Annotated in this window: 23 protein-coding genes and 2 pseudogenes; 17 read left to right on the top strand and 8 right to left on the bottom strand. The window is 58.6% G+C overall.

Annotated elements, in window-relative coordinates:
• Positions 1-5: 5 nt before the first annotated feature.
• The 3 genes from ACYJRZ_RS26235 to ACYJRZ_RS26225 all read right to left on the bottom strand — a co-directional run bounded on the left by ACYJRZ_RS26235 (position 6) and on the right by ACYJRZ_RS26225 (position 2693).
• On the bottom strand, positions 6-911 hold the full coding sequence (locus ACYJRZ_RS26235; RefSeq protein ID WP_024900023.1) for a class II glutamine amidotransferase: 906 nt from the start codon (positions 909-911) through the stop codon (positions 6-8).
• 90 nt (positions 912-1001) lie between these two features.
• Complete coding sequence (locus tag ACYJRZ_RS26230; protein WP_243016898.1) at positions 1002-1670, bottom strand: helix-turn-helix domain-containing protein; 669 nt, start codon at positions 1668-1670, stop codon at positions 1002-1004.
• Between the two features lie 48 nt (positions 1671-1718).
• On the bottom strand, positions 1719-2693 hold the full coding sequence (locus ACYJRZ_RS26225) for a GlxA family transcriptional regulator (protein ID WP_243016897.1): 975 nt from the start codon (positions 2691-2693) through the stop codon (positions 1719-1721).
• 90 nt (positions 2694-2783) lie between these two features.
• On the opposite strand from ACYJRZ_RS26225, the gene ACYJRZ_RS26220 reads away from it, so the two are divergent.
• From ACYJRZ_RS26220 to ACYJRZ_RS26185, 8 genes and pseudogenes are all read left to right on the top strand, one after another.
• The gene (locus ACYJRZ_RS26220) at positions 2784-4034 is read left to right on the top strand and encodes a sarcosine oxidase subunit beta family protein (protein WP_243016896.1); all 1251 of its coding nucleotides are present in this window, start codon (positions 2784-2786) and stop codon (positions 4032-4034) included.
• A gap of 23 nt (positions 4035-4057) precedes the next feature.
• Positions 4058-4333 carry a sarcosine oxidase subunit delta gene (locus ACYJRZ_RS26215; protein ID WP_024900018.1) on the top strand — a complete coding sequence of 92 codons (276 nt, stop codon included), beginning with the start codon at positions 4058-4060 and terminating at the stop codon, positions 4331-4333.
• Positions 4330-7293: a sarcosine oxidase subunit alpha family protein gene (locus ACYJRZ_RS26210; protein ID WP_243016895.1), complete on the top strand. Its 2964-nt coding sequence runs from the start codon at positions 4330-4332 to the stop codon at positions 7291-7293. Before ACYJRZ_RS26215 ends, ACYJRZ_RS26210 begins: the two co-directional genes overlap by 4 nt.
• A gap of 16 nt (positions 7294-7309) precedes the next feature.
• Positions 7310-7837 (top strand): sarcosine oxidase subunit gamma family protein, encoded by a 528-nt coding sequence (locus ACYJRZ_RS26205; RefSeq protein ID WP_243016894.1) that lies wholly within the window; start codon positions 7310-7312, stop codon positions 7835-7837.
• A gap of 29 nt (positions 7838-7866) precedes the next feature.
• Positions 7867-8763 carry a bifunctional methylenetetrahydrofolate dehydrogenase/methenyltetrahydrofolate cyclohydrolase FolD gene (gene folD / locus ACYJRZ_RS26200; protein WP_243016893.1) on the top strand — a complete coding sequence of 299 codons (897 nt, stop codon included), beginning with the start codon at positions 7867-7869 and terminating at the stop codon, positions 8761-8763.
• 614 nt (positions 8764-9377) lie between these two features.
• A complete protein-coding gene (gene tnpA / locus ACYJRZ_RS26195; RefSeq protein WP_243016892.1) occupies positions 9378-9836 on the top strand; it encodes an IS66-like element accessory protein TnpA in 459 nt (152 codons plus the stop codon).
• Positions 9817-10101 carry an IS66 family insertion sequence element accessory protein TnpB gene (tnpB, locus tag ACYJRZ_RS26190; protein WP_243016891.1) on the top strand — a complete coding sequence of 95 codons (285 nt, stop codon included), beginning with the start codon at positions 9817-9819 and terminating at the stop codon, positions 10099-10101. The genes tnpA and tnpB overlap by 20 nt, the downstream gene beginning before the upstream one ends.
• Positions 10102-10224: 123 nt before the next feature.
• Positions 10225-11070, top strand: a pseudogene (locus tag ACYJRZ_RS26185) (IS66 family transposase); the annotation flags it as partial.
• Between the two features lie 152 nt (positions 11071-11222).
• On the opposite strand, the gene ACYJRZ_RS26180 reads toward ACYJRZ_RS26185, so the two are convergent.
• Positions 11223-12125: a VOC family protein gene (locus ACYJRZ_RS26180; protein WP_243016890.1), complete on the bottom strand. Its 903-nt coding sequence runs from the start codon at positions 12123-12125 to the stop codon at positions 11223-11225.
• A gap of 217 nt (positions 12126-12342) precedes the next feature.
• Between ACYJRZ_RS26180 and ACYJRZ_RS26175 the strand changes: the two genes are divergently transcribed.
• Positions 12343-13236, top strand: a complete 894-nt coding sequence (locus ACYJRZ_RS26175; RefSeq protein ID WP_243016889.1) for a LysR family transcriptional regulator — start codon at positions 12343-12345, stop codon at positions 13234-13236.
• 68 nt (positions 13237-13304) lie between these two features.
• On the opposite strand, the gene ACYJRZ_RS26170 is transcribed toward ACYJRZ_RS26175, so the two are convergent.
• Positions 13305-14288: an AraC family transcriptional regulator gene (locus ACYJRZ_RS26170; protein ID WP_243016888.1), complete on the bottom strand. Its 984-nt coding sequence runs from the start codon at positions 14286-14288 to the stop codon at positions 13305-13307.
• Between the two features lie 468 nt (positions 14289-14756).
• On the opposite strand from ACYJRZ_RS26170, the gene ACYJRZ_RS26165 reads away from it, so the two are divergent.
• Positions 14757-16145, top strand: coding sequence for a methyl-accepting chemotaxis protein (locus ACYJRZ_RS26165; protein ID WP_243016887.1), 1389 nt, complete (start codon positions 14757-14759; stop codon positions 16143-16145).
• Positions 16146-16649: 504 nt separating this feature from the next.
• On the opposite strand, the gene ACYJRZ_RS26160 is transcribed toward ACYJRZ_RS26165, so the two are convergent.
• Both ACYJRZ_RS26160 and ACYJRZ_RS26155 read right to left on the bottom strand, forming a co-directional pair.
• Positions 16650-17522 carry an XdhC family protein gene (locus ACYJRZ_RS26160; protein ID WP_459463727.1) on the bottom strand — a complete coding sequence of 291 codons (873 nt, stop codon included), beginning with the start codon at positions 17520-17522 and terminating at the stop codon, positions 16650-16652.
• Positions 17523-18234: 712 nt separating this feature from the next.
• Positions 18235-19149 carry a LysR family transcriptional regulator gene (locus ACYJRZ_RS26155; RefSeq protein ID WP_035209847.1) on the bottom strand — a complete coding sequence of 305 codons (915 nt, stop codon included), beginning with the start codon at positions 19147-19149 and terminating at the stop codon, positions 18235-18237.
• A 158-nt stretch (positions 19150-19307) separates the two neighbouring features.
• Here ACYJRZ_RS26155 and ACYJRZ_RS26150 point away from each other — a divergent pair.
• From ACYJRZ_RS26150 to ACYJRZ_RS26135, 4 genes and pseudogenes are all read left to right on the top strand, one after another.
• A pseudogene (locus tag ACYJRZ_RS26150) lies at positions 19308-20155 on the top strand (DODA-type extradiol aromatic ring-opening family dioxygenase).
• Complete coding sequence (locus tag ACYJRZ_RS26145) at positions 20152-20532, top strand: glutathione S-transferase N-terminal domain-containing protein (RefSeq protein WP_024900007.1); 381 nt, start codon at positions 20152-20154, stop codon at positions 20530-20532. Before ACYJRZ_RS26150 ends, ACYJRZ_RS26145 begins: the two are co-directional and overlap by 4 nt.
• Positions 20533-20563: 31 nt before the next feature.
• On the top strand, positions 20564-20962 hold the full coding sequence (locus tag ACYJRZ_RS26140) for a DoxX family protein (RefSeq protein ID WP_024900006.1): 399 nt from the start codon (positions 20564-20566) through the stop codon (positions 20960-20962).
• 86 nt (positions 20963-21048) lie between these two features.
• Positions 21049-21951, top strand: coding sequence for an NADP-dependent oxidoreductase (locus ACYJRZ_RS26135; protein WP_459463726.1), 903 nt, complete (start codon positions 21049-21051; stop codon positions 21949-21951).
• Positions 21952-22113: 162 nt separating this feature from the next.
• Here the strand turns inward: ACYJRZ_RS26135 and ACYJRZ_RS26130 are convergent, their stop codons facing one another.
• Positions 22114-22782, bottom strand: coding sequence for a TetR/AcrR family transcriptional regulator (locus ACYJRZ_RS26130; protein WP_145926109.1), 669 nt, complete (start codon positions 22780-22782; stop codon positions 22114-22116).
• A gap of 283 nt (positions 22783-23065) precedes the next feature.
• On the opposite strand from ACYJRZ_RS26130, the gene ACYJRZ_RS26125 reads away from it, so the two are divergent.
• From ACYJRZ_RS26125 to ACYJRZ_RS26115, 3 genes are all read left to right on the top strand, one after another.
• Positions 23066-23533, top strand: a complete 468-nt coding sequence (locus ACYJRZ_RS26125; protein WP_024900002.1) for a (2Fe-2S)-binding protein — start codon at positions 23066-23068, stop codon at positions 23531-23533.
• Complete coding sequence (ndhA, locus tag ACYJRZ_RS26120; protein WP_084438676.1) at positions 23530-25779, top strand: nicotine dehydrogenase subunit alpha NdhA; 2250 nt, start codon at positions 23530-23532, stop codon at positions 25777-25779. The genes ACYJRZ_RS26125 and ndhA overlap by 4 nt, the downstream gene beginning before the upstream one ends.
• An 80-nt stretch (positions 25780-25859) precedes the next feature.
• Positions 25860-26291 (top strand): pseudoazurin, encoded by a 432-nt coding sequence (locus ACYJRZ_RS26115; RefSeq protein WP_051514968.1) that lies wholly within the window; start codon positions 25860-25862, stop codon positions 26289-26291.
• Positions 26292-26357: the final 66 nt, after the last annotated feature.

Raw genomic sequence — 26357 nt, 5'->3', positions numbered from 1 at the left:
GCCGGTCACGCAGCTTTTTCGTGGTCCCAGAAGTAGACGGTCGACGGCTCGGGCTCCCAGACGCGTGCATCCTCGATGCCCGGGAGGTTGACGAGCGCGCGATACTCCGAGCCGAAGGCGACATACTGGTCCGTCTCGGCCATCACGGCGGGCTTGCAGGCGATCGGGTCGCGCACGACGCCGAAGCCGGATTTCGTGCCGACGACGAAGGTGAAGAAGCCGTCGAGATCATCAAGCGCGCCTTCCAGCGCCTGACCGAGATCCTTGCCCTTGGCCATCTCCGCCGTGAGATAGGCGGCCGCCACTTCGGTGTCGTTCTGCGTCTCGAAGGTCATGCCTTCGCGGATGAGCTCGCGGCGCAGGTTGTTGTGGTTGGACAGGGATCCGTTGTGGACGAGGCACTGGTCGGCGCCCGTCGAGAACGGATGCGCGCCCAGCGTCGTCACGGCGCTTTCGGTGGCCATGCGGGTATGGCCGATGCCGTGCGTGCCGCCCATCGAGCGCACGTCAAAGCGCGCCACGACATCCTTGGGAAGGCCGGTTTCCTTGTAGATCTCGACGCTGTCGCCCGAGCCCATGACCCGGATATCCGGCCGGATCGAGGCGATGGCCGCGCGGGTTGCCGCGATGGCGCCGGCGGCGATCTCGACGACGGCGTGGGTACTCTTGACGGTCACGCTGGCGTCGATGCCGGCGGCGGCGAGATCCTTGTCGAGCCCGCGGAAATCGACCTCGGGCTTTGCCGACTGCAGGGTGACCTTCGCTTTTCCGTCAGCCGGTGATCCGTAAATCGCAATGCCGGCCGAATCCGGGCCGCGATCGGTCATCGTGATCAACATGTCGGACAGCAGCGTTCCGAGCTGCGGTTCGAGGCTCTTGTCTTTGAGGAACAATCCAACAATGCCACACATAGGTGCCTCCATTTGTCGCTGTGACAAATGGCTACCATGGGGCTTTCGATCAATCAACTGATAGGAATAAAAATTTCGTGTGAGGCAACTTTAGCCGGGACTGCTGCCCTGTTTCGGATAGCTGATGATGGAGAGATAGCGTGCCGGAAGCTTCACCAGTTCCTGGGGGCCGTGCGGTGCATCCGCGTCGAAGAACAGGCTGTCGCCCGCCTCCATCTTGAACAGTTGGTCGCCATGGCGGTAAACCACGACGCCGTCGAGCATGTAGAGGAATTCCATGCCCTCGTGCTGGAAGGTCGGAAAGATGTCCGACTCGGTCGTGAGCGTGATGAGATAGGGTTCCACCGTCACGCCGCTCGAATTGTTGTCGATATGACCGAGCAGGCTGTACTGGTGGCCGGCGCGCGTGCCGCGGCGCTCGATCTTCACGCCCTCACCCGCCTTGACGAAGGTCGCGTTGCGCGGTTCCTCGAAGCGCCGGAAGAACGCCGTGAGCGGGACGCCAAGGGCCTTGGAGAGGGACTGCAGGGTTGTCAGCGATGGCGAGACGTTGCCGTTCTCTATCTTCGAGAGCGCGCCGACCGACATGCCGGTCGCGGCGGCGAGATCGGCGCCGGTAATGCCGAGCTTCTTGCGATAGGCCCGGACCTCGTGCCCGATCGCCATTTCAAGGTTTTTCTCGCGCGGCTCGCGCACCGCGTGCGGGTTCTGGGACAGAGCGCTCTGCGCCTTCTTAGAGATCTGCTTGCCGCTGGCCATGGTCCACTCGTTTTCCTTTCAAAAATGTTCCCTACAGGAAAAAATCACTTACTCGTAGGAAAATCGTGAGCGCCATGCCGAGGGTGTTTCGTCGAACCGCCTCTTGAAGCTGGTCGACAGATGTGCGGCACCCGAAAAACCCGTAGCGAACGCAATTTCAGCGACGGAAAGTGGACTCTGCTCCAGAAGGCGGCGGGCATGGTCGAGACGAATGTTGCGGTAGGTTTCCAAAAAGCCGTTTGCCATGTGTATGGCAAACAGACGGTCGAGGTGGCGGACGCTAACGCCGGCAATCTTCGCCATGGCTGCGCGATCGAGGGGCACCTCGATCGTCAACTCCATTTTTTCTAGGACTGCCAAAAGTGCAGGGTGGTGTGTCCCAAAGCGCTCCGGCAACGAACCGCGCTGGGGAGCGCCGGGCTCCGCGACTGCAGTATGCAGGTACCAGTCGCTCACGCGTCGGGAAAAATGTGCGCCCATGCGCTCGCTGATCATGGCATGCATGAGATCGAGAGGGGCAATCCCTCCGGCACAGGTGACCCGGTCGCCGTCGATCACGTATCGTGCCTGGCGCGGCGCCAGCTTTGGAAAGGCCTCCTTCAGCAGGCTGGCATGCTCCCAATGAATGGTGAAGTCGCGGTTGTCGAGGAGGCCGGCCGCCGCCAGAACATAGGTGCCGCTCGATATGCCGCCGATGCGGACGCCTTTTCGCGAGAGGCGCCGCAGAATGGGATGAACCTCCTGGACACTACTCCAGTCCTTCGGATTGCCCCCGGCGCAGACGAAGACGGTGTGGCAGGTTTCTCCGAGCGACGCCAGATCCCGGCATTCCACGATGAGACCGGAGGAACTTGCGACCGGCCGCCCATGCAATGAGAGCGGTAAGGCATGGTAGAGATCGAGGCCGGCAATGAGATTTGCCGCCCGCAGGGGCTCCACGGCGGAGGCATAGGACATCAGGGCGAAATTCTGCACGAGCAGAAATCCGATCCTCTGGGTTTTTCTCGTGTCAAACGCAGTCATGGCCCAAATCTATATCATGGCGTCCTATTTTTGAAAGTCTGCCGTCGAAACGGCGACTAGGCTCGGACCTGTGATCGTCGAGGCCTGACCATGCGCTATTCTGCTTTATCCATTCTCCTGAACGGACTGACGGGCAATCGTTCCTGGCGCCCCGCCTGGCGCGACCCGCAAACCAAAGCCCGCTATGACGTCATCATCGTGGGCGGTGGTGGTCACGGTCTGGCAACGGCCTATTATCTTGCCAAGGAGTTCGGCATCACCAATGTCGCCGTGCTTGAAAAGGGCTATATCGGGTCCGGCAATGTCGGCCGCAACACGACGATCATCCGTTCGAACTACCTGCTCGAAGGCAACAATCCCTTCTATGAATTTTCGATGAAGCTCTGGGAGGGGCTGGAGCAGGATTTCAATTTCAACGCCATGGTGTCCCAGCGCGGTGTCGTCAATCTCTACCATTCCGACGCCCAGCGCGACGCCTATACACGGCGCGGCAACGCGATGCGCCTGCACGGGGTGGATGCCGAACTGCTCGACCGTGCGGCGATCAAGGCGATGCTGCCCTTCCTCGATTTCGACAATGCCCGCTTCCCGATCCAGGGCGGCCTGATCCAGCGCCGCGGCGGCACGGTGCGCCACGACGGCGTTGCCTGGGGCTATGCGCGCGGAGCCGATAGCCGCGGCGTCGATATCATCCAGAACTGCGAGGTGACGGGCATTCGCCGTGAGAACGGCCGCGTCACCGGCGTCGAGACGACGCGCGGCTTCATCGGTTGCGGCAAGCTCGGCCTTGCGGCGGCCGGCAATTCCTCGCGCGTCGCCCAGATGGCGGACATGAAGCTGCCGATCGAAAGCCATGTCCTGCAAGCATTCGTTTCTGAGGGGCTGAAGCCGTTCATCGATTGCGTCGTGACCTTCGGTGCCGGCCATTTCTACGTTTCCCAGTCAGACAAGGGCGGGCTGGTCTTCGGCGGCGACATCGACGGCTACAATTCCTATGCCCAGCGCGGCAATCTCGCGACCGTCGAGCATGTCGCGGAAGCCGGAAAGGCGATGATCCCCGCGCTGTCGCGCATTCGCGTGCTGCGCTCCTGGGGCGGCATCATGGACATGTCGATGGACGGCACGCCGATCATCGACAAGACGCCGACCGACAATCTCTATCTGAATGCCGGCTGGTGCTACGGCGGCTTCAAGGCGACGCCTGCCTCCGGCTTCTGCTTTGCCCATCTCATCGCGAAAGACGTTTCGCACGCCACGACCCGGCAGATGCGTCTCGACCGGTTCGAGCGCGGCTATCTCATCGATGAGAAGGGCCAGGGCGCCCAGCCGAACCTTCACTAGTTTGCCCGACCAAGGACACCGAAATGGCCAGCCTCGTCACCTGCCCGCATTGCGGACCACGCCCGAAGGAAGAGTTCACCGTCAAGGGCGCCGCGTTGCCGCGCCCCGCCGCGGATGCGTCCCAGGAGGTCTGGTTCGATTTCGTCTATCTGCGTGACAACCCGCGCGGCGCCTACCGCGAATACTGGCATCACACATCCGGCTGCCGCCGGTGGCTGGTGGTCGAGCGCGACACCGCAACCCATGACATCCACGCGACCCGTGATGCCGCCGATCGTCGCGGCGAGGTGACCCCATGACGCCCTTTCGCCTCTCCTCCGGCGGCCTGATCGACCGGTCGCGGCCGCTTTCCTTCTCCTTCGACGGTAAGACGCTCGGCGGCTTTGCCGGTGACAGCCTTGCCTCGGCGCTGCTGGCAAACGGCCGCCTGCTGGTCGGCCGCAGTTTCAAGTATCACCGCCCGCGCGGTGTCCTGACGGCGGGCAGCGCGGAGCCGAATGCGCTGATGACGATCGGCCGGGGTGGCCGCACGGAGCCGAACACCCGCGCCACCATGCAGGAACTCTACGATGGGCTCGAAGCGGTGAGCCAGAACCGCTGGCCGTCGCTCGATCTCGACATCGGCGCCCTCAACAGCCTGCTGTCGCCCTTTCTCAGCGCCGGCTTCTACTACAAGACCTTCATGTGGCCGGCCGCCCTTTGGGAAAAGCTCTACGAGCCCTTCATCCGCCGCGCCGCCGGTCTCGGCCGGGCAAGCTACGAGGCGGATCCGGACGGCTATGAGAAGGCCTGGATCCACTGTGACCTGCTCGTGGTGGGTGCCGGTGCAACCGGCCTTGCAGCCGCCCTTGCCGCCGGTCGTGCCGGCGCCAGGGTCATTCTGGTCGATGAGCATTCGCGCTGCGGCGGCGGCCTGCTTTCGGAGACGGCCCGTATCGGCGACGAGCGTGCGACGGACTTCGTTGCAGCCGCGCTTGCCGAACTCGCATCCCTTTCGAACGTCACCGTGATGCCGCGCACCACGGTCTTCGGCTGGTATGACGGAAATGTCTTCGGTGCCGTCGAGCGTGTGCAGAAGCATGTGCAGGCGCCGCTGGAGCGGCTTCCCGTCGAGCGGCTCTGGCGCATCGTCGCCAGGGAGGCGCTGCTGGCGACCGGTGCGGAGGAACGGCCTCTCGTCTTCGGCGGCAATGATATTCCCGGCGTGATGATGGCGGGCGCCATGCGCAGCTATCTCAACCGCTATGCTGTCGCGCCCGGAAGGAAGGTGGCGATCTTCACGACCAATGACAGCGGCTATGCGCTGGCGCGTGATCTCGAAGCCGTCGGCGCGAGCGATGTCGTCATCATCGACAGCAGGGCCGAAGGCGCTGGCTTCCGATATGCCGGCACGGCGAAGATCATCAAGGGCGCCGTGGTGTCGGATGCGCATGGCGGCAAGAGCCTGTCGTCGATTTCGGTCACGATCGCCGGACGCACGCAAAAGCTTGCCGTCGATGCCCTGGCGATGTCGGGCGGCTTCAACCCTGTCATCAGCCTTGCCTGCCATCGCGGCGGCAGGCCGGAATGGAACGCCTCATCGAGCGTTTTTCTGGCTCCGTCCAACCTCAAGGGCCTGACACTTGCCGGCGCTGCCGCCAATATCGACGGGCTCGGCGCCTGCCTGCAGCATGGTTTCGCCAAGGGCGCCGAGCGCGCCGAGGCTCTTGGCTACAGCGCGAAGCGCACGACCGTTCCGGCCGTGGCCGACGATCCGAGCGCAGTCGCCAAGCCGCTCTGGTCAATTCCCGGCGTGCGCGGCAAGGCCTTCGTCGATTATCAGAACGACGTGCATCGCAAGGATCTCGGGCTTGCCGTTCGCGAAGGTTACGGTCACGTGGAACTTGCCAAGCGCTACACGACGAACGGCATGGCGACGGACCAGGGCAAGCTGTCGAATGTCAATGCGATCGCGCTTCTGGCCCAAGCGCGCGGCGTATCACCCGCAGAAGTAGGGACGACGACCTTCCGCCCCTTCTACACGCCTGTCTCGTTCGGCGCGCTGACCGGGCCTTCGCACGGCAAGCATTTCCAGCCGGTGCGCAAGTCGCCGCTGCATGGCTGGGCAAGCCGGAACGGCGCGACATTCGTCGAGACCGGCCTGTGGTATCGCTCGTCGTGGTTCCCGCGCGATGGCGAGACGACCTGGCGCGAAAGCGTCGACCGGGAAGTCCTGAACGTCCGCAAGAATGCCGGCATCTGCGACGTCTCGATGCTCGGCAAGATCGAGATCACCGGCAAGGATGCCGCTGAATTCCTCAACCGCGTCTATTGCAATGCCTTCCTCAAGCTGCCCGTCGGCAAGGCGCGTTATGGCCTCATGCTGCGCGAAGATGGCATGATCTATGACGACGGCACGACCAGCCGCCTGGAGGAAAACCGCTACTTCATGACGACGACGACGGCCTATGCGGCGGGCGTGATGAACCATCTGGAATTCTGCGCGCAAGCGCTCTGGCCGGAACTGGACGTCCGGCTCGCGTCCGTCACCGACCAGTGGGCGCAGATGGCGGTTGCCGGCCCGAAGTCGCGTCAGATCCTTCAGGCGATTGTCGATACGGATATTTCCGACGAGGCTTTCCCGTTCCTGGCCGCTGCCGAGGTTTCGCTCTTCGGCGGTCAGGTTCGCGGACGGCTCTTCCGCATCTCCTTCTCCGGCGAGCTTGCCTACGAGCTGGCGGTACCGGCCGGCTATGGCGACGGCGTAGCCGATGCCATCATGCAAGCCGGCGCCGAACACGGTATCCAGCCCTATGGCGTCGAGGCGCTGTCGGTGTTGCGTATCGAGAAGGGCCACGTCACCCACAACGAGATCAACGGCACGGTCGTACCGGGTGATCTCGGCTTCGGCCGCATGGTTTCGACCACAAAGACCGATTTTATCGGCAAACGAATGCTGGAGCGGGAAGGCCTAAATGCGCCGGACCGGCCGCAGCTCGTCGGTATCATGCCGCTCGATCCCGCAACAGGCTTCCGTACGGGTTCCCACATCCTCGCAAAGAATGCCGAGGCCACGCTGGAGAACGACCAGGGCTACATCACCTCGAGCTGCTACTCGCCGCATGTCGGCTCCACCATCGGTCTTGCGCTGGTGCGCCGCGGGCGGGAACGGCATGGCGAGGAAATCATGGTCTGGAACGGTCTGCGCGGCGAGTTCACGCCCGGACGGATCTGCGCACCGGTGTTTTTCGACGCAGCCAATGAAAAGCTTCACGCCTGATTGAGGGAGGATTTGGATGTCAGCCTATCGTGTCACGCAGCGCGCCGCCCTGGCCGATTGCAAGCCCGTTCTGCGCACCGGTGTCAGTCTGGAAGCCCTTCCCGAGGGCACGGTCCTGCATCTCCTCGCGCGTCCCGATACCGGCTCGCCGGAGATTATCGGCGATGCTTCACTCTCCGGCCTGTCGCTTCGCTCCGTTTCGGTCGGCCAATGGTTCGCCGTGGGTGCGACGGCTCTGCCTTATGCGGATCTCGATGCAATCGCGGAAAAGCTGAGGCCGGTGGCGGATGTCATCGACCAGAGCCATGGGCGCGTGCGCATCCTCGTGCGCGGGCCCCAGGCCGCCCATGTCCTCGCCAAGGGTACGGCCATCGATCTGTCGAACGCCGCGTTCCCCGTCGGGCAGTCGGCCACGGCGCTCATTGGCCATATCGCTGCCCATGTCACGCGAATGGAGGATGATGGTTTCGAGCTTCTCGTTCTGCGTGGTTTTGCAGAAAGTCTATGGGACGATCTCGTGCGCATGAGCCTCGAATTCAGCTAAGCGAGATGTCAGCGAAGGATATACATCGGATGCCAGTTATCGATGGGAAGCAGGTTGCCGCTTCCGTGATTGACGCTGTGAAGGCCGCGACGGTGACCCTGGAGAACGAGGCCGGCGTCAAGCCCGGTCTCGCCGTCGTCATCGTCGGCGATGATCCGGCAAGCCACGCCTATGTCGGCGCCAAGAGCCGCATGTCGAAGGAATGCGGTTTCAACTCCATCCAGCATACGCTGCCGGAACATACGACGCAGGAAGAGTTGGCCGCGCTCGTGGAGACGCTGAACACCGACGAGACCATCCACGGCATCCTCGTCCAGCTGCCGCTGCCCAGGCATTTGAATTCGGATCCGATCATTCAGTCGATCAAGCCGGAAAAGGATGTCGACGGCCTGCATGTCGTCAATGCCGGCAAGGTCGCGACCGGCGATCTCGATGGCGGTCTCGTCTCCTGCACGCCGGCCGGCGCGATGATCCTCGTGCGCCGCACCCATGGCGAGGACCTGTCCGGTCTCAATGCGGTGGTGATCGGCCGCTCCAACCTGTTCGGCAAGCCGATGTCGGCTCTGCTGCTTGCCGCCAATGCGACTGTCACGACCGCTCATTCGCGCACCAAGGACCTCGCCGGCGTCTGCCGCAATGCCGATATCCTGGTTGCCGCCGTCGGTCGCCCGGAAATGGTCAAGGCGGATTGGGTAAAGCCAGCAGCCACCGTCATCGATGTCGGCATCAACCGCATCCCGGCTTCGGAAAAGGGCGAGGGGAAGTCGCGCCTCGTCGGCGACGTCGCCTATGACGAGGTTGCCAAAGTTGCCGGCGTCATCACGCCGGTTCCGGGCGGCGTCGGACCGATGACCATTGCCATGCTGATGGCCAATACGGTCATCGCGGCCTGTCGCAAAGCCGGCCAGACGCCGCCGAAGTTCTGATTGCGTCTCACAGTGGACATGTCTCGTCGCGCAGCGACGATTGTCCTCGGTTCGGGTACGGGAACTGTCGGCAGCGGCAGCGTTTTCCCGGATTAGTCAAGGAGGCCACAGAAAAATCATGGAACGAGTGCTCGCAGCCGAATCGACTTGTGATTGCGGCGTTGCGTGGACTTTTCTCTGACGGCTCCGGGTTTGCGATCAATACCCTCCGGCATCCGTCAAACTTTGCGCGAAGCTTCTCCTGAACGAATGTCGATCGTCTCCTGTTTAGCTTGCAGCTCGACGATGCGGAGGCCCCGAGGTTCTGATCGAGCTTGGAAGGCGTGAGCTCGATCCGCGTTCCTTCGCTTAACAGCGTCGGCATCCCGAATTGATCATTTCGCGGCTCAATGGCCGGCCTGCCGGTTTCCACTGTCAACGCTTCGACGCACACCTCGCGATGTGCCCCGCATGACTCGGGGGCAGAGTGATTCGCCACTTCTTCTCCGTATTGAACCTTCATCAACTATCTTTCATCGGCTTTGCAGCCGCACTAAGCGCTCATTTCCATGCGCCTTTTCTCGTTGATGCCTCTGCCGCATGAAGTGTCCATTAAAAATACGTGGACACCAAATATGAGTGACGAAGAGCAGAAACTGCGTGTGCGGCATGTGGGGCGCGATGGTCGACGCCGCTACGATCCAGGATCAAAGGCGCGGCTTGTTGCGGCCTGCCTTGAACCTGGTGTGTCGATATCCGGCCTTGCGCTTACGCATGGGATCAATGCCAACCTACTGCGCAAGTGTGTCAAGGAGGCCAGGGAGTCTGGCTCCCTGGCGGTATCTCCACGCTCGGCGTTTATCCCGGTCGTGGCAGTAGACGGCAGCCTGCCTGTCGGGACCTGCTCGCTGGATATGTCGGTCACGTGTGATGAAGAACAACGAGCATCACTGGAGAAGACGGGCCATCCGTCAGGTTTATCCGAAATCAGCGCATTGCTGCCAAACGGCGTGAAGCTTTCGCTGGAATGCAGAGATGTGGATGGGTTGACGGCTGTCATTGGAGCATTGGGCCATGTTCAGACTGGACGCTGATCTCAAGGTCTACCTGCACCGCGAACCGATCGACTTCCGCGCCGGCATCAACAGCCTTGCGGTCCTAGTGCAGGAGACGATGGAGCTCGACCCGTTTGCGCCTGCGGTCTTTGCCTTTTGCAATCGCCGCCGTGACCGGCTGAAGCTCCTGTTCTTCGATCGGTCCGGTTTTGTGATGGTCCTGAAGCGATTGACCGAAGATCGGTTCAGATGGCCATGCCGGGAGACGGCGGTGGTGACGCTTTCGACTGAGCAGCTTCACTGAATTCTCGACGGCATCGATATCGACGCCATGGTGCGCAACCCTGTGCGGCAATATCAGATCGCCGGCTGACGACTCTGAACTTCTGCGGTTGACGCGGTGGTGCGGTTCAGATTCAAGAATCCGATGAATCGAACCGGCGAACCAAGCGTTGCAGAACTGATGGCGCAGTTGGCGGCAAATGCTGCCGAAATCGCCGCGCTGAAAGCTGAGGAAGAAGCGCTCAGCGCCCGCGTGGTCAAGCTCGAGGAAGAGTTGGAGCTGGCGCGGCTGCATCGTTTTGCGCCGAAGAGCGAAAAGCATGTTCTTCGATGAAGCCGAGCAGGTTGCCGATGAAGACGACGCCAGCGGAGAAGATGGCGAGGTCTCGACCTGCCGGAAACCGGTTTTGCGACGATCGAGAAACCGGAGGGCAAGAAGCGTGGCCGCAAGCCCCTGCCGGAACACCTGCCGCGCGAGCGTGTCGAGTATGACCTTGCCGACGACCAGAAGGCCTGCCCTTGCTGCCGTCATCAGATGCATCGCATGGGTGAGGCCGTCACCGAGCAGCTCCATATCGAGCTGAAGGCCAAGGTCCTGCAAATTGTGCGGTTCAAGTACGCCTGCCGCCATTGCGACCGGACCGGCATCAACACGCCTGTCGTTCTCGCGCCAATGCCCGCGCAGCCCTTGCCGGGCAGCATCGCCACGGCCTCGACGCTGGCATTTGCACTGGTCCACAAATATGTCGATGGCACACCGCTCTACCGTCTGGCGCAGGCCTTCGAGCGCGCCGGCGTTCCTGTCAGCCGTGGTGCTCTGGGTCACTGGGTGATCGGCTCGAGCGAGAGGCATCTCTCTCGCATCTATGACGCGCTGAAACTGCGGCTCAGATCGCAACCGCTGATCCATGGTGACGAGACGACGGTCCAGGTGCTGAAGGAAAAGGACAGGGAGGCCACCAGCACATCCTTCATGTGTTGGGGTGGACGGCCCCGAACGGCATCGAAATGTGCCAGAGTGAGGTTGTTAAGATCTCAAACGAAGGGAGCCGCCCATGGACAAGACTAAACGCAACTATTTTAGAAGTTGTGGCGGTTCGGCTCGGCGGCCAATCCCCTCTATCCGTCGGCACCTTCGCGTTTTCAGCCTTCGACCACTTGGCATTGAGGCGCATCTGCTCCTTCCTTACTCTTCAGAACGATCGTAGTGTCCCAGGGATCGCGCAGCGAAAGAGTGCTCTCGTTCCATTCGACGTAGATTCCTGAGGCTTCTGCCCGCTCGGCGATCCGTGGGAGTTCTTGTTTGTGCCGCACAATGATCTCGAAGGTTTCCAGACCTGTCATTTTCTGACGATGCCCTGCAAAGGATGGCCCGCCCCAGTTGTTGCAGGCAACTTGATGGTGGTAGCCACCCCGCGCGAAGAAGGATGCTCCCTGGAGTTGCAATGACACTTCAAAGCCAAGAACCTTGCCGAAAAAATGCTCGGCTTTGCCTGTTTGATCCACCCGAAGATGGACATGGCCGATAACGCTGCCCGAAGGCAGCCCCTGCCAGGAAGTCAGATTGGCTGCAGCCAATAGATCATTGATGTCGAGAGGAGTACTGGTCGTCAGGATCGTGCCATCCTGCGCCTGCCAATGCGCCATCGGGCGGTCAGCATAAATTTCAATGCCATTGCCCTCCGGGTCGGCAAGATAGATCGCCTCGTGCGTGTGGTGGTCCGAGGTGCCCTGCAGCGGCACCCGCTTTTCAATCGCATGAAGAAGCCATCGTGCAAGATCCCTGCTGCTCGGCAGAGCGAAAGCGACATGGTAAAGACGGGCGTTTCGTTGATCATGGGGAGCAAGGCTAGGGTCACCGGAAAGCCTGAGGAGTGCGAAGCCGTCCACGCCTAGGAGGGCTTGGCCCGGTCCGGTCGACAACACTTCAAGCCCGAGTGCCTCCTGATAGAAGGTTGAGACGAGTGGTAGATTTCGCACTTTAAGTGTAACCAGACCTATTTGAATGGGAGCAGTGTTGTGATCGAAGTAGTCGGTGCTGGCCATAGTTGCTACTGTCTCCTTTTTCCCGGGGCCGCCTGCATGGCCCCGCGCTTACGATCGTATTGGCGAGACTTCTGGCGCGGCGCGTGCAGCTTTGGGAAACGACATATAACTGTGAATACCCATCAAAAAAATGAGTTAAATTTCGAGCATCTAGTTCAAAAAATTGGAATGACATGCACAAAAATAGCTTCACCACTCGGCGAGAGGGATAGTCACCATGGACGCCCTGACGATCGATCAATTCACGGTCTTCGTGACAGTTGTCGAGAAAGGCAGTTTCGCCGCCGCCGCACGACAGTTGTCCCGGGCGCAATCGGCGATCACCTACGCTATACAGAAGCTTGAGGAGCAAAGCGGGCTTGCACTCTTTGACCGGTCAACATACCGCCCAACGTTGACTGAGGCCGGAATTGCTTTGCTCCCCAGAGCTAGGCGCATCCTGCACGACATTGCGGACTGGCGCCAGCATGCCCACGGTATCGCTCAGGGGTTGGAGGCAGAAATCTCGCTCGTCATGGTACCTTACGCGACGGAGGTTCCTGTCGGCCGGATCCTTGGTGCGTTCAACACGCGCTTCCCGCGCGTTTGCGTCCATCTATCGACGGTCTCCTTTTCCGTTGCCATCGAAGCTCTATGCCAAGGTAGCGCCGATATCGGACTACTGACTGAGCATGAACCACTATCGAAGGAGTTGCAGCGGCATCAATGCGGATGGGTCGACCTTATTGCGGTTGCAGCACCCGGCCATCCACTAGGCAAGATCAGAGGAAAGTTGAATGCGGCGATGTTGCTTGACTGCACACAACTGGTATTGGGCACCGCGCTTGGAACGGATACGGGGCGCGACTACGGGGTTCACGCGGTCAATCACTGGCGCGTTAGCGATATTCAAACGAAGCACAGACTGATCTTGGAAGGGGTCGGATGGGGATCTATGCCGAAGTCTGTTGTCGTAGACGATATTGCCGCAGGTCGACTAGTGGAATTGGAACTTGACCGTTGGGAGGGATCCGCCAGAATGCCTGGCTTTCCCCTCGTCATTGCACATCAGAATGACCGTGCACTCGGACCGGCGGGTCGGTGGCTCATTGAGCAGTTCTCCGCCCAATAGTGCAGCAAACCACTGTTGCGGCCCTGCGCGTTGCCGCAGTTGCACACTTCTCGCTAAGATGAAGCGGTTCAGTGATTCATTCCGTGAGCTCGTTTATAGGTTTCTGAGGGTAGTTCGCCATATCGGCTGCGATATTCGGCTGCCATGCGTCCCATGTGGAGGAATCCCCACCTTAAGCCAACCTCCTTCAGTTCCATGCCGGGTTGACCACCTTTGAGATCCTGATGCATGGCCTCAAGCCTCAGATATCGCAGATAGGCCATCGGCGTCGTCATTTTAAATTGCCGAAAGCCCATCTGAAGGGCCCTCTCACTCACTCCGCTTACGGCGGCAATTTTATCAAGCGTCAAAGGCTCCGCAATGTTGGCGATCATGAACTCGATCGCTCTCTTCACGTGCCGTGGCATGGCCGGTGTGATACGTCCAAGCCACGGTGAAAAGCGATGCGGCAGCGCTTCAAGCATTAGACTGACAAGCGCCTCAGTGAGGTTTTTTCTAGCCACTGGCGCACTCTTAAGGGTACCGCTATCGCAAAGGCCATCCCGCAATGCGATGGCGATGAGCCCCACGTCTCGGCCGGGTCCATCCACAAGATCAATCTGCTGGCGAAAGTCGAGATTTCCGGAAACTGGGATAGACAGCAAGCTGCTTAACCGGCTTCTCAAAAAGGCCTCTTCAATGGTCAAAAAGATATGTCCGCGCGGGCCGGCAAAGTCAGCGCCCTGATTGACCGTACCGTCGAGGATCGCACCTTGGGTTGACGATGTCAGGATTTCGCGGCCACTGGCAATGAAGCGGGTGTGGCCGTAAGTTGGCAGAAAAATCTGATACCGGTTGCTCAAGCCTTCGCGCTTGATCTGGCATGTACCATCGTAGCGGCAGCAGCCGATCACGATTCCATCGGCCTTAACATACTCAAGCCGAAACGAAAAAGAGTCGCTGTCGTTAACTTGTGCCGTTATCCTGACATCATTGGTCGAAAGAGCAGCCGACAGCTTTTCCGGATCGCGTCCTTCAGCAACGATGCAATCGGTTGGGTATGTTCGGATCATCTTCGTGCCTTCATGCTGATCAGGAGGAATAGCCCTCAAGCCGCAGGCATCGATATGCCTGCGTTGGGATTAGCGATACAAGCTTCGCATGGTCAATTTCAACCGCAATAGGCTGCGACGATCGCGCAGCCCCTTCCACCAGAAAGGACCTAAATCGACCGCTTCGCGACCATTGCGAAGCTGAAATCCGCTTTGCGAAACAAAGTATAGGTCCGTCTTGTTGTGAAACGCCTCATTAACCGTCTTCAGCAAATGTCGTCCATGTGATCGAACCAAGACAAAAGACGTCACAAGCTCGCCCAAATGACTTGCCGCGGTTATTGCGAAAGATTTCTAACAGGACACAACTGATACTCGAGATGACTTGATGAGTTCTTAGTTGCGTTGGGCAGTGAAAACAACGCGTCGAATCCGGAATCTATTTTTCAGGCTTTCGATGCTGATGCCAGTCGAAAGGAATTGTGAAACATGCATATCTTCAAAAGAAAGCTCTCGTTTGAACAACAGGTTTCAGACATCATCTTTGAAAAATCCCCGGATGCCTACTTCGTCGTAGAGAACCATAAATTTGTGCACTGCAACAAAGCTGCGGAAACAATCTTGGCCATGCCAAGAGAGCAGATAATTGGCCTGGGACCTGCGGACTTTTCACCAAAAGAACAACCAGACGGCAGGGATCCGATCGCAGCCGTCGCGGAAAACACTGCATTGGCCCTTAAGAACGGATGGACCCGTTTCGAATGGCTCCACCAACGAGCCGACGGTACTCCCTTGCCCGTTGTCATCACGCTTTTTTTCGCAACCATTGAAGATCGCGATTGCGTAATCTCCTTTTGGCAAGATATGCGTGAAGTTGCGGAACTACGCCAGGCTGAAAAGGTGGCGCGTGAAACAGAACAGCGGCAGATTGCGGATCGCCATGCGGCATTTGCCCGCATCGCGAAAGCCTTGCACCGTTTGGCAACTGGCGACCTTTCATGCGCGATCAGCGATCGGATGTCGCCGGAATTCGACGGTCTCCGGAAGGACTTCAATACAACCGTCAAAGAACTTGCATCAATAGTCGAGCGGCTGAGCACCAATTCACAAACTGTTTGGGCAGCGTCCGAAGAGATCCGAAATGGCTCCGATCAAATGTCGTTATCGATCCAAAAGCATGCCGCGCATGTAGAGGAAACCGCCGCAGCACTTGAGGAGGTTGCGACCACCGCCGCGATGGCGGAACGCCGTGCAGCTCAAGCGGGAGAGCTTGTTCGTGATCTGTCAGAGAATGCCGGCCAATCAAACCACATAGTGGAGAGTGCGATCGCTGCGATGCGCGATATAGAGAACTCCTCCGCGGGGATCAACAATATTCTCGGAGTCATTGATTCCATCGCTTTTCAGACCAATCTGCTTGCGCTGAACGCCGGCGTGGAGGCAGCCAGGGCCGGCGACGCGGGCAAGGGTTTTGCTGTGGTCGCTCAGGAGGTGAGGGAACTGGCGCAAAAATCTGCGAGCGCGGCCAAGGAGGTTAAGGGCTTGGTGCTGCGTTCGAGTGGCCATGTGCAAAAAGGCGTCGACTTGGTCCAGGAAACGAAGGGAACCTTGGAGAAGATCGTTGCGAGCTTTCAGGAAATCAACTCGCATGTCGACGCCATCGTCACATCGACACGAGAGCAATCGATTGCTGTCACCAGCATCAAGGATGCGGTCAGCAATATCGACAGGACGACGCAGGAGAATGTAGCAAAGGTAGAGGAAACTGCGGCTGTGGCTCACGACCTTGCCGCGCAGGCCGATATCCTCAATTCGATCGCAGCCCATTTCACGTTGGACAATGCGAGACCGCATATCAGACTGGCTGCAAATTCCTGAGACAGCTCACAAAGACCAGCGAGGGGCCGCTTCTCACCGGGTCGGCCTCACACGACGCGTTTTGCCACTTGCCCCGGTGTCTTTCGTGGTCGCGAAGGCGTTTGAGCGTAAGCGATCAGCCGCTTGCGACGTTCCTGATTGCAGGTCCTTTACTGCAACCGCCGCCGATAATGTAGGCGGTGCATACGAAGTTCCAGGGCATGAGGGCTTCGTTTTCGGATGCTGGCCAGACTTGAGCAATGCAGGTCAGGGTCCGGGAGAGACGTCTACAAACCTGTTCTGCCGCCAAACCGGGCGGGGTGAGAATGGAAAGACGAAACCGAGCGCGTATGGCACTGATCCCCCTTTGAAAACCAAAGCCACCTGAATCTTCAAAATCAACCAATTCGAGTCAGAACCAAATTTGCACGCCGGAGCACATTAAGGCAGGCGGTCCGATGCACTGACATAATCGGGCCACCTCAGAACAACGGGATATCTCGACGTCGGAACAGCGAAAGGTAGCTATTTATCCGCAATTATTTGTCTAGCCGCTATGTCTGCAAGTATGGAAAGAGCCAGTGAGTTTGCCTCTCTTGCTGGCCCAAACATTCCAATCGGTGCCCTGATGCGCTCGAGCTCGGAGTCTTCCACCCCGTCATCTCGCAGTTGTTCCAGACGTTTCTGGTGTGTACGGGCACTCCCTAGAGCACCGATATAAAATGCGCTAGATCTTAAAGCAACGCGGAGGATTGGACGTTCACGCTCGAGATCATGGTGAAGCAAGACAACGGCGGTGAAGTTGTCAAGCAAGCCTTCTAAGTCGCGGCCGGCATCAACAATGGAAACGACATCATAAGAGCATGCTGCTGCAATCCGAGAAAGTGTTTCAGCTTCGATCCCGTTTCCAGACAGGGCGATCCGGCGCGACGGGACGTACTTAACTAGAAAACTTTCTCCGTCCCACCCAGATATGGCCGGCGGATCGGCAACCGTGAGGGTCTGGGAGCCCGGAGAGTAACTGAGTGCTGTCGGAACCCTTTTTGTGAGGCGCTCCAGAGTGCATTGTATCTCGCCCATTCCTCGCAGGAGGTGAATCGCAACTTTGATGCCGCCACCGCACGGTAGTACGATGTCAAAGTAGGGCGAACCTTCGCCAAGCGTTATCATACGGTCCCGACCTTGTGATATAGCCAGCATTGCTTCAAAAGCGACCGCTGCTTCCACACAACCGCCCGATATGTAGCCGCAAAAGCGGCCGTCTGAGGCAACGGCGATCTGGGACCCTAGCGACCGGGCGGAACCACCGCGGATTTCGATAAGCGTTGCTAGAGCAACGTCTCCTTCTCGCAGCCAAGAAGCCGCCAATGAGAGGATTTCGGCTGGATCGTCGGTCATGACTGCTCTAGTCGGTGACGTTAAGGGCAATTCATTCGAAGTCGTGAGCATAACGGTCCCTTACAAAACCAAACAATTTAGGTTCGCGAATCGAGTGTGTGCGACCTGGCGCAGCGTCGAGGAAGTGGCAGCCGCTCCCCTTATCGCTACCGTCTTGCGAGCGAGCGGACGGCGTACTTCTGTTAGCGCCGCAAGTGCTTATCGTGGCAATCTACCGGCGGGAACCGAGAAGCCTGATGAATGACGGGCGCTCTTCTGCATTTATGACTGTTAGTTTCGGTAGTTGCATCCGCGTCAGGCCTGGCAATCGATTGCGCAGTCGGACATGCAGTCTACCACACGCCTATATTCTCGTTCGCTTGATGTCTCGCACGCTCAATGAGGGGACAATACACGTCCCAGCGTCCCGTTGAAACAAAATTAATCACAATAGGAATTGTTAATTCGATAGGACGCGCCGCAGCTTCGTGATGTGGAATTTTCAAGCAGAAAGGTGGGTGATCTACCAAAACGGTGATAACGAGCCACACAAATCGATCTTGACGCATCGATATTCGATGCCAGTCGTAGGTGTAGGTGCGCACTCGCGCTTGTGGCGTCGGTAGCAACCGAGGGAGAATCTAAGTGGCGATTAAGGATCGTCGGAAACTGCGTTAAGCGATTATGGGGGGCAAAATTCGGCGATTTCTGTATTTCTGTGAATTCGGATAGGCTAACTGCGTAAGGGTGTTTTTTCTAGTCCCTGCAAGTTCGCCGTCATAAAGTCGATGAAGGTGCGGACCTTTGCTGAAAGGTATTTTCGGCTTGGGTAGACGGCGTGAAGCGTGCTGCTGAAGCCAAGCGCAAATGGAAGCACCGTCTCCAGCCGGCCGGCGACAATATCCTCGTCCACCATCCATTTCGGCAGGAACACCAGACCCATTCCCCGAAGGGCCGCGAGGTACAGGACGGTCTCGTTGTCGCTCAGCATCACATTGCGGAACGTGACGTTCTGCCGGCCTTCGGGCCCTTCCAGCGACATGCTCTCGCCCAGGTTGACGCCGCTGTAGCGAAGCATCGCGTGGCCATTGAGTTCGGCGATACTTCGCGGCCGTCCCGTTCGCTTCAGGTAATCAGGCGAGGCCAGCAGGATGAACTCGACATCGGCCAGCGGGCGGGCGACGAGGCCGGGATCCAGCCGATCGCGCGTGGTTGCCCGCAAGGCTAGGTCGAAGCCTTCGTCCACCAGATTGACGATCCGGCCGCTTAGATCCACGTCCAGGCAGACGTCGGGATAACGCCGTTTATATTCTGCCAGCATATCGGCAAAGTAGGCGCTTGCCGTCCATACCGGCGCGCTCAGCTTGAGTGTGCCCCGGGGCGCCACCATGACATTGCCGATGGCCGCCTCCACCTCGTCCAACCCTTCGAGCATCTGCCTGGTCTGATTGAAGTAGAGCCGTCCAGTTTCCGTCAGGCTGACACGGCGGCTAGTTCGGTTGAGCAGGCGCGTCCCCAGCCGGCTTTCGAGCTGTATCACATGTTTGCTCGCCATAGCCGGCGAGATGCCGAGGCGAGTGGCGGAAGAAGTAAAGCTTTTCAGTTCCGCAACGGTGCAGAACACCCGCAGGCTCGTCAACGTATCCATCGATCATCAACATCCAGGAAATAGTTCTTCAATAAATGTCACATTGATCAACGACTGAGAAAAAATCAAACTCTTCCTCAACAGGCGTCGTCGGAGGCTCGCTTTTCCAACGGCGCCACGAGCCGCGGCATTCACGGTATGTTGTGAAGGATAATCCGGTGACCGATTCTCGACTCCCGACTTATTTCATCAGCCATGGCGGCGGTCCCTGGCCATACATGACAGGCGAGTTCCGCCGTATGTTCGACGTGCTGGAGAAGTCGCTAATCGACATGCGCGCCGAACTCGGCGACAAGCCGAAGGCGATCCTGGTAGTTTCGGGCCACTGGGAGGAAAAGGGCTTTGCCATTCCTCGGGCGTGGAGCCCGGCATGGTCTACGACTACCACGGCTTTCCGGAGCACCTCTATCACATCACCTACAAAGCCCCGGGCTCGCCGGACCTCGCCAATCGCGTACAGCGGTTGCTGCGCGCAAGGGCTATCGAAGCGGCGCTTGATCCGACGCGCGGCTACGATCACGGCACCTTCAGCATCATGAAGCCACTCTATCCGGACGAGGATGTTCCGGTGGTCCAGCTTTCGCTGGATGCGGGCTACGATCCGGCACTGCACATCAATGTCGGCCGGGCGCTCGCTCCCCTTCGTGATGAAGGCGTCCTGATTATCGGTAGCGGTCTCAGCTATCACAACCTGTCGGCCATGCGCGGCACCTGGGGATACGAACCGTCCCGCCGTTTCGACGCCTGGCTCCAGGAGACGCTGGTCAATTCGCCATCCGACAAGCGCACCGAGCGGCTGATCGAATGGGAGTTGGCGCCCGCTGCCCGCGCGGCTCATCCGCGCGAGGACCACCTCATCCCGCTGATGGTGGTGGTCGGCGCCGCCGAGGACGAACCGGGCGCCACCACCTATCACCAGAAAGACTTCGGAGGCGGGCTCACCGCATCGAGCTTCCGCTTCGGACACGTCCCCTCAGCCCCGCAATCAAATGGAGACGCGCAATGACCAGCGAAACCTTCAAACCGGTCATCTACCTCAAGGAAAACTGCCCCTTCTGCCTCAAGGTCCGCCTGTTCCTTCTGGAAACGGGACTGGCCTCGGAAGTCGAAAGCCGCAATTTCGTGCCCGGCACGGAGCAGGAGGAAACGATCCGGGCGGAGCTTCAATCGCATCTCGACAAGGTGAGCTTTCCCGCCGCCCAGCTTGAGCCCGGCCGCTACATCGCAGAATCCGACGACATCATTGAATTTTTTGCCGCCAAGACGGGCCGCGATCCGGCCGGCATGACGGTCTACCGGAACTACGTCGATGGCGTGTTCGCAATTTCGATGAGGCTCTGGAAGGAAAACATGGAGCTCAAGAAGGCGGCTTCCGCCGCCTAATCGCTGACAAAAACTTCTTTGGAGAACCTCAATGACCAATATCAGCAAATGGGCGCCTTACGCCCTCACGGCCCTGCGCATCATGGCGGCCCTTCTGTTCCTCGAGCACGCAACGATGAAGTTGCTTCAGTTTCCGGGTCCTGTACAGGGCGTATCCTATCCGCTTCCGACCATCATGATCATCGCCGGTGTCATCGAGGTGATCACCTCGATCCTGATGATCGTCGGCTATCAGACCCGCATCGCGGCATTCATTGCTTCGGGCACAATGGCCATCGCCTACTTCATGGTCCACACGCCCTATGGCTTCTGGCCGTCCCTGAATATGGGCGAGCCGGCGATCCTGTACTGTTTTATCTTCCTCTTCATCGCCGCGAATGGCGGTGGCGCGTGGACGCTCGACAGCGCTCGTCGTTCCGCCATGGCCTGAGACGGCCGCCATCCGGAAACGCAGGGGCTTGGCTGCCGTCGGGCGGCGGGCCCCTCGCGCACACGAAACGATAGATGGAGCCACAAATGAAAGCCGCACTTCTCAAATCCTACGGTGATGTCGATCAGTTCGAAATCGGGGATATTCCGACACCGGCCCCCGGACCCGGCGAAGTCCTGATCAAGATCGAGGCATCCGCCGTCAATCCGTTCGACCTTATTCTCCGCCAGGGCTACATGGCCCAATTCATTCCGCTTCAACTGCCGGCAGTGCTCGGCGGCGACGCCGCCGGCACCATCGCCGAACTTGGCGAAGGCGTGACCGGCTTCGTGGTCGGAGAGCGGGTTGTCGCCGACTTCGCGGCAAACGGCAAAGGGGCGCATGCAGAATTCGGAGTGGTTCCGGCCACATCCGTGGCGAAACTGCCGGCAGGCCTGAGTTTCGAGCAGGGTGCCTCGTTGGTGAAGGCAGGCCTTACCGGCCGGCAGACCGTCGAGGCGATCGACGTTAAGGCTGGAGACCGGGTCCTCGTTTCAGGCGGCCTTGGCACGGTCGGACGTTCCGCCATCCAATATCTCCAGGAGATCGGCGCAATGCCGGTTGCCGGCGTCAGGCCAGAACGGCTGCACGAAGGTCAGGAACTGGCTGGCGAGGTGCTCGATATCACGGTTCCCACCGCACACCCGAGCTTCGACTATGCGATCAGCACCGCTGGCCCGGTGGCCGACCACCTCATCGGCAATGTTCGCGACGGCGGCAAGGTTGCGAGCATCGTTCCAGTACCCGAAGGCGCCAATGCCGGCAACCGGGTTACGATCTTTGAAATTTACCACCGCACCGACGCGGCCATGCTCGACACAGTGCTGGTCGCCGCCGTCAGCGGATCGCTGGTGATCCCGATTTCCAAGACCCTGACCTTGGATCAGATCGGTGCGGCCCATAACGCGGTGGCGGCAGGGGCTCGCGGAAAAGTCGTTCTCAGACACTGAGAAAGACCGACGCGGCTCCGCCTTGAATGCTCCCTCGATCCGCCAATTCTGGGCGGGTCGTTGGCGGGGGTGCCAGATCAACCTCTCGAAATGGGCCAGCCAGCCTATGCGGAGTGGCTACGCACCCGCGTCAGTCCTCGATTGTAGCCTACGCCAATCAACTTAGCTGGCCGGCGCCCGTAACCCCGCAGAGAGGAAGGCGACGAGGTTCTCGAGCATAGCCTCCTTACTGAGCGATGAGACCTTTCCTTCTGTCAGGTCGCCGATACGGCCTAGGTCGTTCAGCATGAACATGTAGGTGCCTACTAGGAACGCCATGCGTACGCTCAAAAGATCACGCGGTATGCCAGGCATCGCGGTTTGGAGAGCGTCAATGTATCGTCGAACAGAGGCGTCATAAACCTCACGGCGTAGGCGGAGAGCGTGCTCCTCTTGCTCGGCATGCAGACGGGCTTGCAGGCGTACAAAAGAAGCGCCGTTCTCGTTGCTGTACTTCATGTCCCACTGGGGCTGCAGATAGGCCTTTACGATTGCCTCGACAGCTGGGCGCTCAGCCTCTTCCAGCAATTTGTCGAGCAGAACATGTCGGGTACCCGACAATATACCCCCGCGCCGCCGGAAAACTTCATCGAAAAGCGATTCCTTGTCTCCAAAATAATAGCGGATAAGCGCTTGATTTACCCCAGCATTCGCCGCTATTTCGCGCGTCTTCGCCCCAGAGTATCCCCGCTCCGCAAAAACAATCTCGGCGTGGTCCAGGATAGTCTCTTTAAGGTCACCATCATGCGAGGGGCGGCCAGGCCGGCGGCGCTGGTGGGGTTGTTTGCGCATGCACATTCCGTGTTTTTAAAAGCCTGATTCCGTTTCATGGAAACACACATGACCACAGGCTTACGCACTTAATTTAGGCGAGTGTGGAATTATCCGGAATCGTTAATCCCGTCAATGTAGGGCCAAATGTCGAATTTTCGATGCCTATCTTCTTCACCATTCTATTCGTATCCGTCGCGCGTTTAGAGAGGAACCAAATGTATTTACTATTGTGAATAATTTTGGCAAACTGCCACAAAACACGATCTGCGACAAACGGGACCACACTCCGGAGGTGAAAAAAATGAAAGTCGATTTTACTGTTAATGGCAGCGCGCGTTCGGTCGATGTCGATCCGGCTACGCCACTGCTTTGGGTCGTTCGCGACTACCTCAAGCTTAAGGGCACTAAGTTCGGCTGCGGCGTCGGCGAGTGCGGTGCATGCACCGTTCATCTCAACGGCGAGGCCGTAAGAAGCTGCATAACTACCGTCGAAAGTGTTGCGGGGGGATCGGTGACTTCGATCGAAGGATTGAGCGCTGATCATTCCCATCCGGTTCAACAGGCATGGATCAAGCATGCCGTGCCGCAATGCGGCTATTGCCAGTCCGGCATGATCATGGCCGTATCCGATATTTTGGCCAAGAACCCCTCGCCGACAGACGAGGACATCGATAGGGAGCTCACCAATATCTGTCGGTGTGGCACTTATCCTCGCATCCGCGCGGCCATTCATGCCGCTGCAGCTATGCTGAAAGGAGCAGCTCAATGAGCGTCTCTGTCAATCGTCGCGCATTTCTACTTGGCACGGGAGCACTTGCAGGGGCGGTGCTCTTCCCGATTACCCGCTCAGGCGCGCAGTCAAGTACCGCGCCAGCAACCGAAGGGGTGGAAATACTATCCTGGATCGTCATCAACCCGGACAACACAGTGACCTACACGGTTCCGCAAACCGAAGTAGGGCAAGGCGTAACGACGACAATTCCGCAGATGCTTGCCGAAGAGTTGGATGCAGACTGGGAAAAGATGTCTGTGGCATTTTACGATCCCGCCATTAGCAAGGCTCGCGGCACGCCCTACGTCTGGACCACGACACTTGGAAGTTTGTCCGCACATTATCTCTTTGCACCCTCGCGGCTCGCAGCAGCGCAAGTGCGGGCCATGCTCCTTGAAGCGGCCGCAGAACGCCTTTCGGTCCCGACGGAAGAGCTGACGACTGGTGGGAATCAAGTGCACCATGGCAAGAGCGGCCGCAGCGTAAATTATGCCGACGTTGCCGCAGCAGCGGTTAAGCTGACTCCTCCGTTAGCTGAGAAGGTCGTATACAAATCGGTTGCCGATCGACGCTTCATTGGCAAGCCGATATCCCCCTTAAGTACTGTGCCTGCAACACGCGGAGAGATTGTTTACGGCATTGATATTGATTTGCCAGGTATGCGCTACGCCGCCGTGCAGCAATCCCCTGTCTTTGGCGGTAAGTTGGTGCGGGTCGACGACGAGGCACTGAAGGACTTGCCTGGTAATCCTCAGATCGTCCAAATTAAAGGCGGATTTGTCGGCTACAATTCGCCTGTACCGGATGGAGAGGACCCCGATCTCTGGGCGGCGGCGGTAAATATTGATGATACGGTCGCCGTTGTCGCTGATAGCTGGTGGGAAGCCAAATCCGCGCTGGAGTCATTGGAGATTGAGTGGGATGGCGGATCCCATGCTGGTTTGACGTCAGATAAGTTGAAGACAGCGCTTTCCACGCAGGCAAGTGGTGAGTTGCCTGTCTTGGTTGAGACGGGTGACGTCGGCAAAAGGATCAAAGAAGCTAAGCTATCACTGAAAGCTGAATATGTTTTTCCTTTCATGGATCCCGCGCCCTTAGAGCCGCTTAACTGCACAGTACTAATTGAGAAATCCAAAGCGACCGTGTGGGCCGGGAGCCAATATGCCGACGATGCGCATCGAATTGCGACTGAACTGACGGGCTTGGCGCCGGAGAACGTAAAGTTCAACCTGATGCAGTGCGGCGGCGGTTTTGGCCGACGTGTCCAGAACGACTTCGTTTATCAGGCAGTTCAGATCGGCAAAGCAATGTCAGGAACGCCGGTGAAAGTGCTTTGGAGTCGAGAGGAATGCATCAAGCACAGCACTTATACACCGCTTACAGTCGTGAAATTCGCAGGTGCGCTCGACGAAGATGGAAACATCGACACCTGGTCGTGCCGGATCGCTAGCGCACAGGCGGCGTTACAGTCCTATGGTGGAACGCATTTTCCGTTCTTCTTCCCTAACATGCATATTGCCTACCAACGCGACAAGACTACACCCATTCCGTTCGGATGGATGAGGGGGGTGGGGTTGACGCAGCACTTGTGGATGAACTTCGGCTTTCTCAACGAACTGGCGGTATTGGCACATAAGGACTCCGTTGATTTGTATAGGGCGTTGCTCGACCCATCCCTCATCCCGAAGGACCTTGAGCAGTACGACATCGCAGTCGCACGCTCAAAGACTCTGCGTCGGGTCCTCGATGCGGCTGCCGAGAAAGCTGGCTGGGGTGGGCGCGCAAAGAATGGCTCGGGCCGAGGCATAGCGGTGAGCGACACCGCTTATTACCTTGGCTACGAGTCGTCGTCGAAGGCGGCGGTGGTGGACGTAACGATCAAGGACGCCTCCGTCCGTGTAGATAAGGTCGCGATTACCATCGACGCTGGCACTATCATCAATCCGGATATTGTAAGGCAGCAGCTTGAAGGATGCATCTCGTACGCCTTGACGAACGCCTTCTATAGCGAGATCACCTTGGAGAACGGCCAGGTGCAGCAGAACAATTTTTATGATTACCCGATCCTTCGCATCGCTCAGGTGCCGGAGATCGAAATAAATCTGCTGCCAAGCGAGGGCTCGCCGCAGAGCGTTGGGGAGGATGCCGTTCCAATCACGATTGCCGCCTTGGTTAACGCCATCGCTGACGCTGGCGGACCGAGGATTAGGTCCCTACCGATCAAGGAACTGTCGTTAGTATAGAAACTCGGCGCGCCGACAGTTAAGAGCCGTTGCCCAGCGGCTCTTACAATCATAAGGAAGAACTCTTGAATTTTCACACCATAGTATTTTCTGCAGCGTCTGCACTCCTGCTTCCTACTGTATTGTGGGCTGCAGATCACCAAGTGGAAATGACAAACAAAGCGGCCGACGGAACAGTCATGGCGTTTGAACCAAGGGTTCTACACGTCCAGCCCGGCGACACAGTCACATTTATCCTGAAAGATAAGGGGCACAACAGCGCCTCTATCAAGAATGCCATTCCTGATGGGGCAATGCCATGGAATGGCAAGATCAACAATCAGATTTCAGTTAAGATTGATGTCCCTGGCGTGTACGTCTACCAGTGCACCCCGCACTTTGCGATGGGCATGATCGGCGCGATCGTTGCCGGAGAGCCAGCAAATTTGGAAGAAGTTAAGTCGCTAAAGTTCAATGGTAAGGCAAAGAAAATCGTGGAGCAAATTATTGCCTCGATCGAGGCAGAGAAATAAAGTTGCTTTGCAGAAGGTGACACGTTAACGCAAGATGAAATAGGGACCTTCTAGAGTGGGGCCCTT

This window comes from Rhizobium sp. No.120, assembly GCF_054558365.1.
Note: the sequence above shows the minus strand (reverse complement) of the source record. Positions and strands in the feature narration are given on the sequence as shown.

Bases quoted from the DNA above. Each gene is read 5' to 3' on its own strand.
- tnpB (WP_243016891.1), top strand. From the start codon at position 9,817: ATGTTCAGACTGGACGCTGATCTCAAGGTCTACCTGCACCGCGAACCG.
- tnpA (WP_243016892.1), top strand. From the start codon at position 9,378: ATGAGTGACGAAGAGCAGAAACTGCGTGTGCGGCATGTGGGGCGCGAT.
- ACYJRZ_RS26170 (WP_243016888.1), bottom strand. From the start codon at position 14,288: ATGATCCGAACATACCCAACCGATTGCATCGTTGCTGAAGGACGCGAT.
- ACYJRZ_RS26230 (WP_243016898.1), bottom strand. From the start codon at position 1,670: ATGGCCAGCGGCAAGCAGATCTCTAAGAAGGCGCAGAGCGCTCTGTCC.
- ACYJRZ_RS26140 (WP_024900006.1), top strand. From the start codon at position 20,564: ATGACCAATATCAGCAAATGGGCGCCTTACGCCCTCACGGCCCTGCGC.
- folD (WP_243016893.1), top strand. From the start codon at position 7,867: ATGCCAGTTATCGATGGGAAGCAGGTTGCCGCTTCCGTGATTGACGCT.
- ACYJRZ_RS26165 (WP_243016887.1), top strand. From the start codon at position 14,757: ATGCATATCTTCAAAAGAAAGCTCTCGTTTGAACAACAGGTTTCAGAC.
- ACYJRZ_RS26175 (WP_243016889.1), top strand. From the start codon at position 12,343: ATGGACGCCCTGACGATCGATCAATTCACGGTCTTCGTGACAGTTGTC.
- ACYJRZ_RS26125 (WP_024900002.1), top strand. From the start codon at position 23,066: ATGAAAGTCGATTTTACTGTTAATGGCAGCGCGCGTTCGGTCGATGTC.
- ACYJRZ_RS26220 (WP_243016896.1), top strand. From the start codon at position 2,784: ATGCGCTATTCTGCTTTATCCATTCTCCTGAACGGACTGACGGGCAAT.
- ACYJRZ_RS26160 (WP_459463727.1), bottom strand. From the start codon at position 17,522: ATGACCGACGATCCAGCCGAAATCCTCTCATTGGCGGCTTCTTGGCTG.
- ACYJRZ_RS26210 (WP_243016895.1), top strand. From the start codon at position 4,330: ATGACGCCCTTTCGCCTCTCCTCCGGCGGCCTGATCGACCGGTCGCGG.
- ACYJRZ_RS26155 (WP_035209847.1), bottom strand. From the start codon at position 19,149: ATGGATACGTTGACGAGCCTGCGGGTGTTCTGCACCGTTGCGGAACTG.
- ACYJRZ_RS26215 (WP_024900018.1), top strand. From the start codon at position 4,058: ATGGCCAGCCTCGTCACCTGCCCGCATTGCGGACCACGCCCGAAGGAA.
- ACYJRZ_RS26180 (WP_243016890.1), bottom strand. From the start codon at position 12,125: ATGGCCAGCACCGACTACTTCGATCACAACACTGCTCCCATTCAAATA.
- ACYJRZ_RS26225 (WP_243016897.1), bottom strand. From the start codon at position 2,693: ATGACTGCGTTTGACACGAGAAAAACCCAGAGGATCGGATTTCTGCTC.
- ACYJRZ_RS26130 (WP_145926109.1), bottom strand. From the start codon at position 22,782: ATGCGCAAACAACCCCACCAGCGCCGCCGGCCTGGCCGCCCCTCGCAT.
- ACYJRZ_RS26205 (WP_243016894.1), top strand. From the start codon at position 7,310: ATGTCAGCCTATCGTGTCACGCAGCGCGCCGCCCTGGCCGATTGCAAG.
- ACYJRZ_RS26235 (WP_024900023.1), bottom strand. From the start codon at position 911: ATGTGTGGCATTGTTGGATTGTTCCTCAAAGACAAGAGCCTCGAACCG.
- ACYJRZ_RS26135 (WP_459463726.1), top strand. From the start codon at position 21,049: ATGAAAGCCGCACTTCTCAAATCCTACGGTGATGTCGATCAGTTCGAA.
- ACYJRZ_RS26145 (WP_024900007.1), top strand. From the start codon at position 20,152: ATGACCAGCGAAACCTTCAAACCGGTCATCTACCTCAAGGAAAACTGC.
- ndhA (WP_084438676.1), top strand. From the start codon at position 23,530: ATGAGCGTCTCTGTCAATCGTCGCGCATTTCTACTTGGCACGGGAGCA.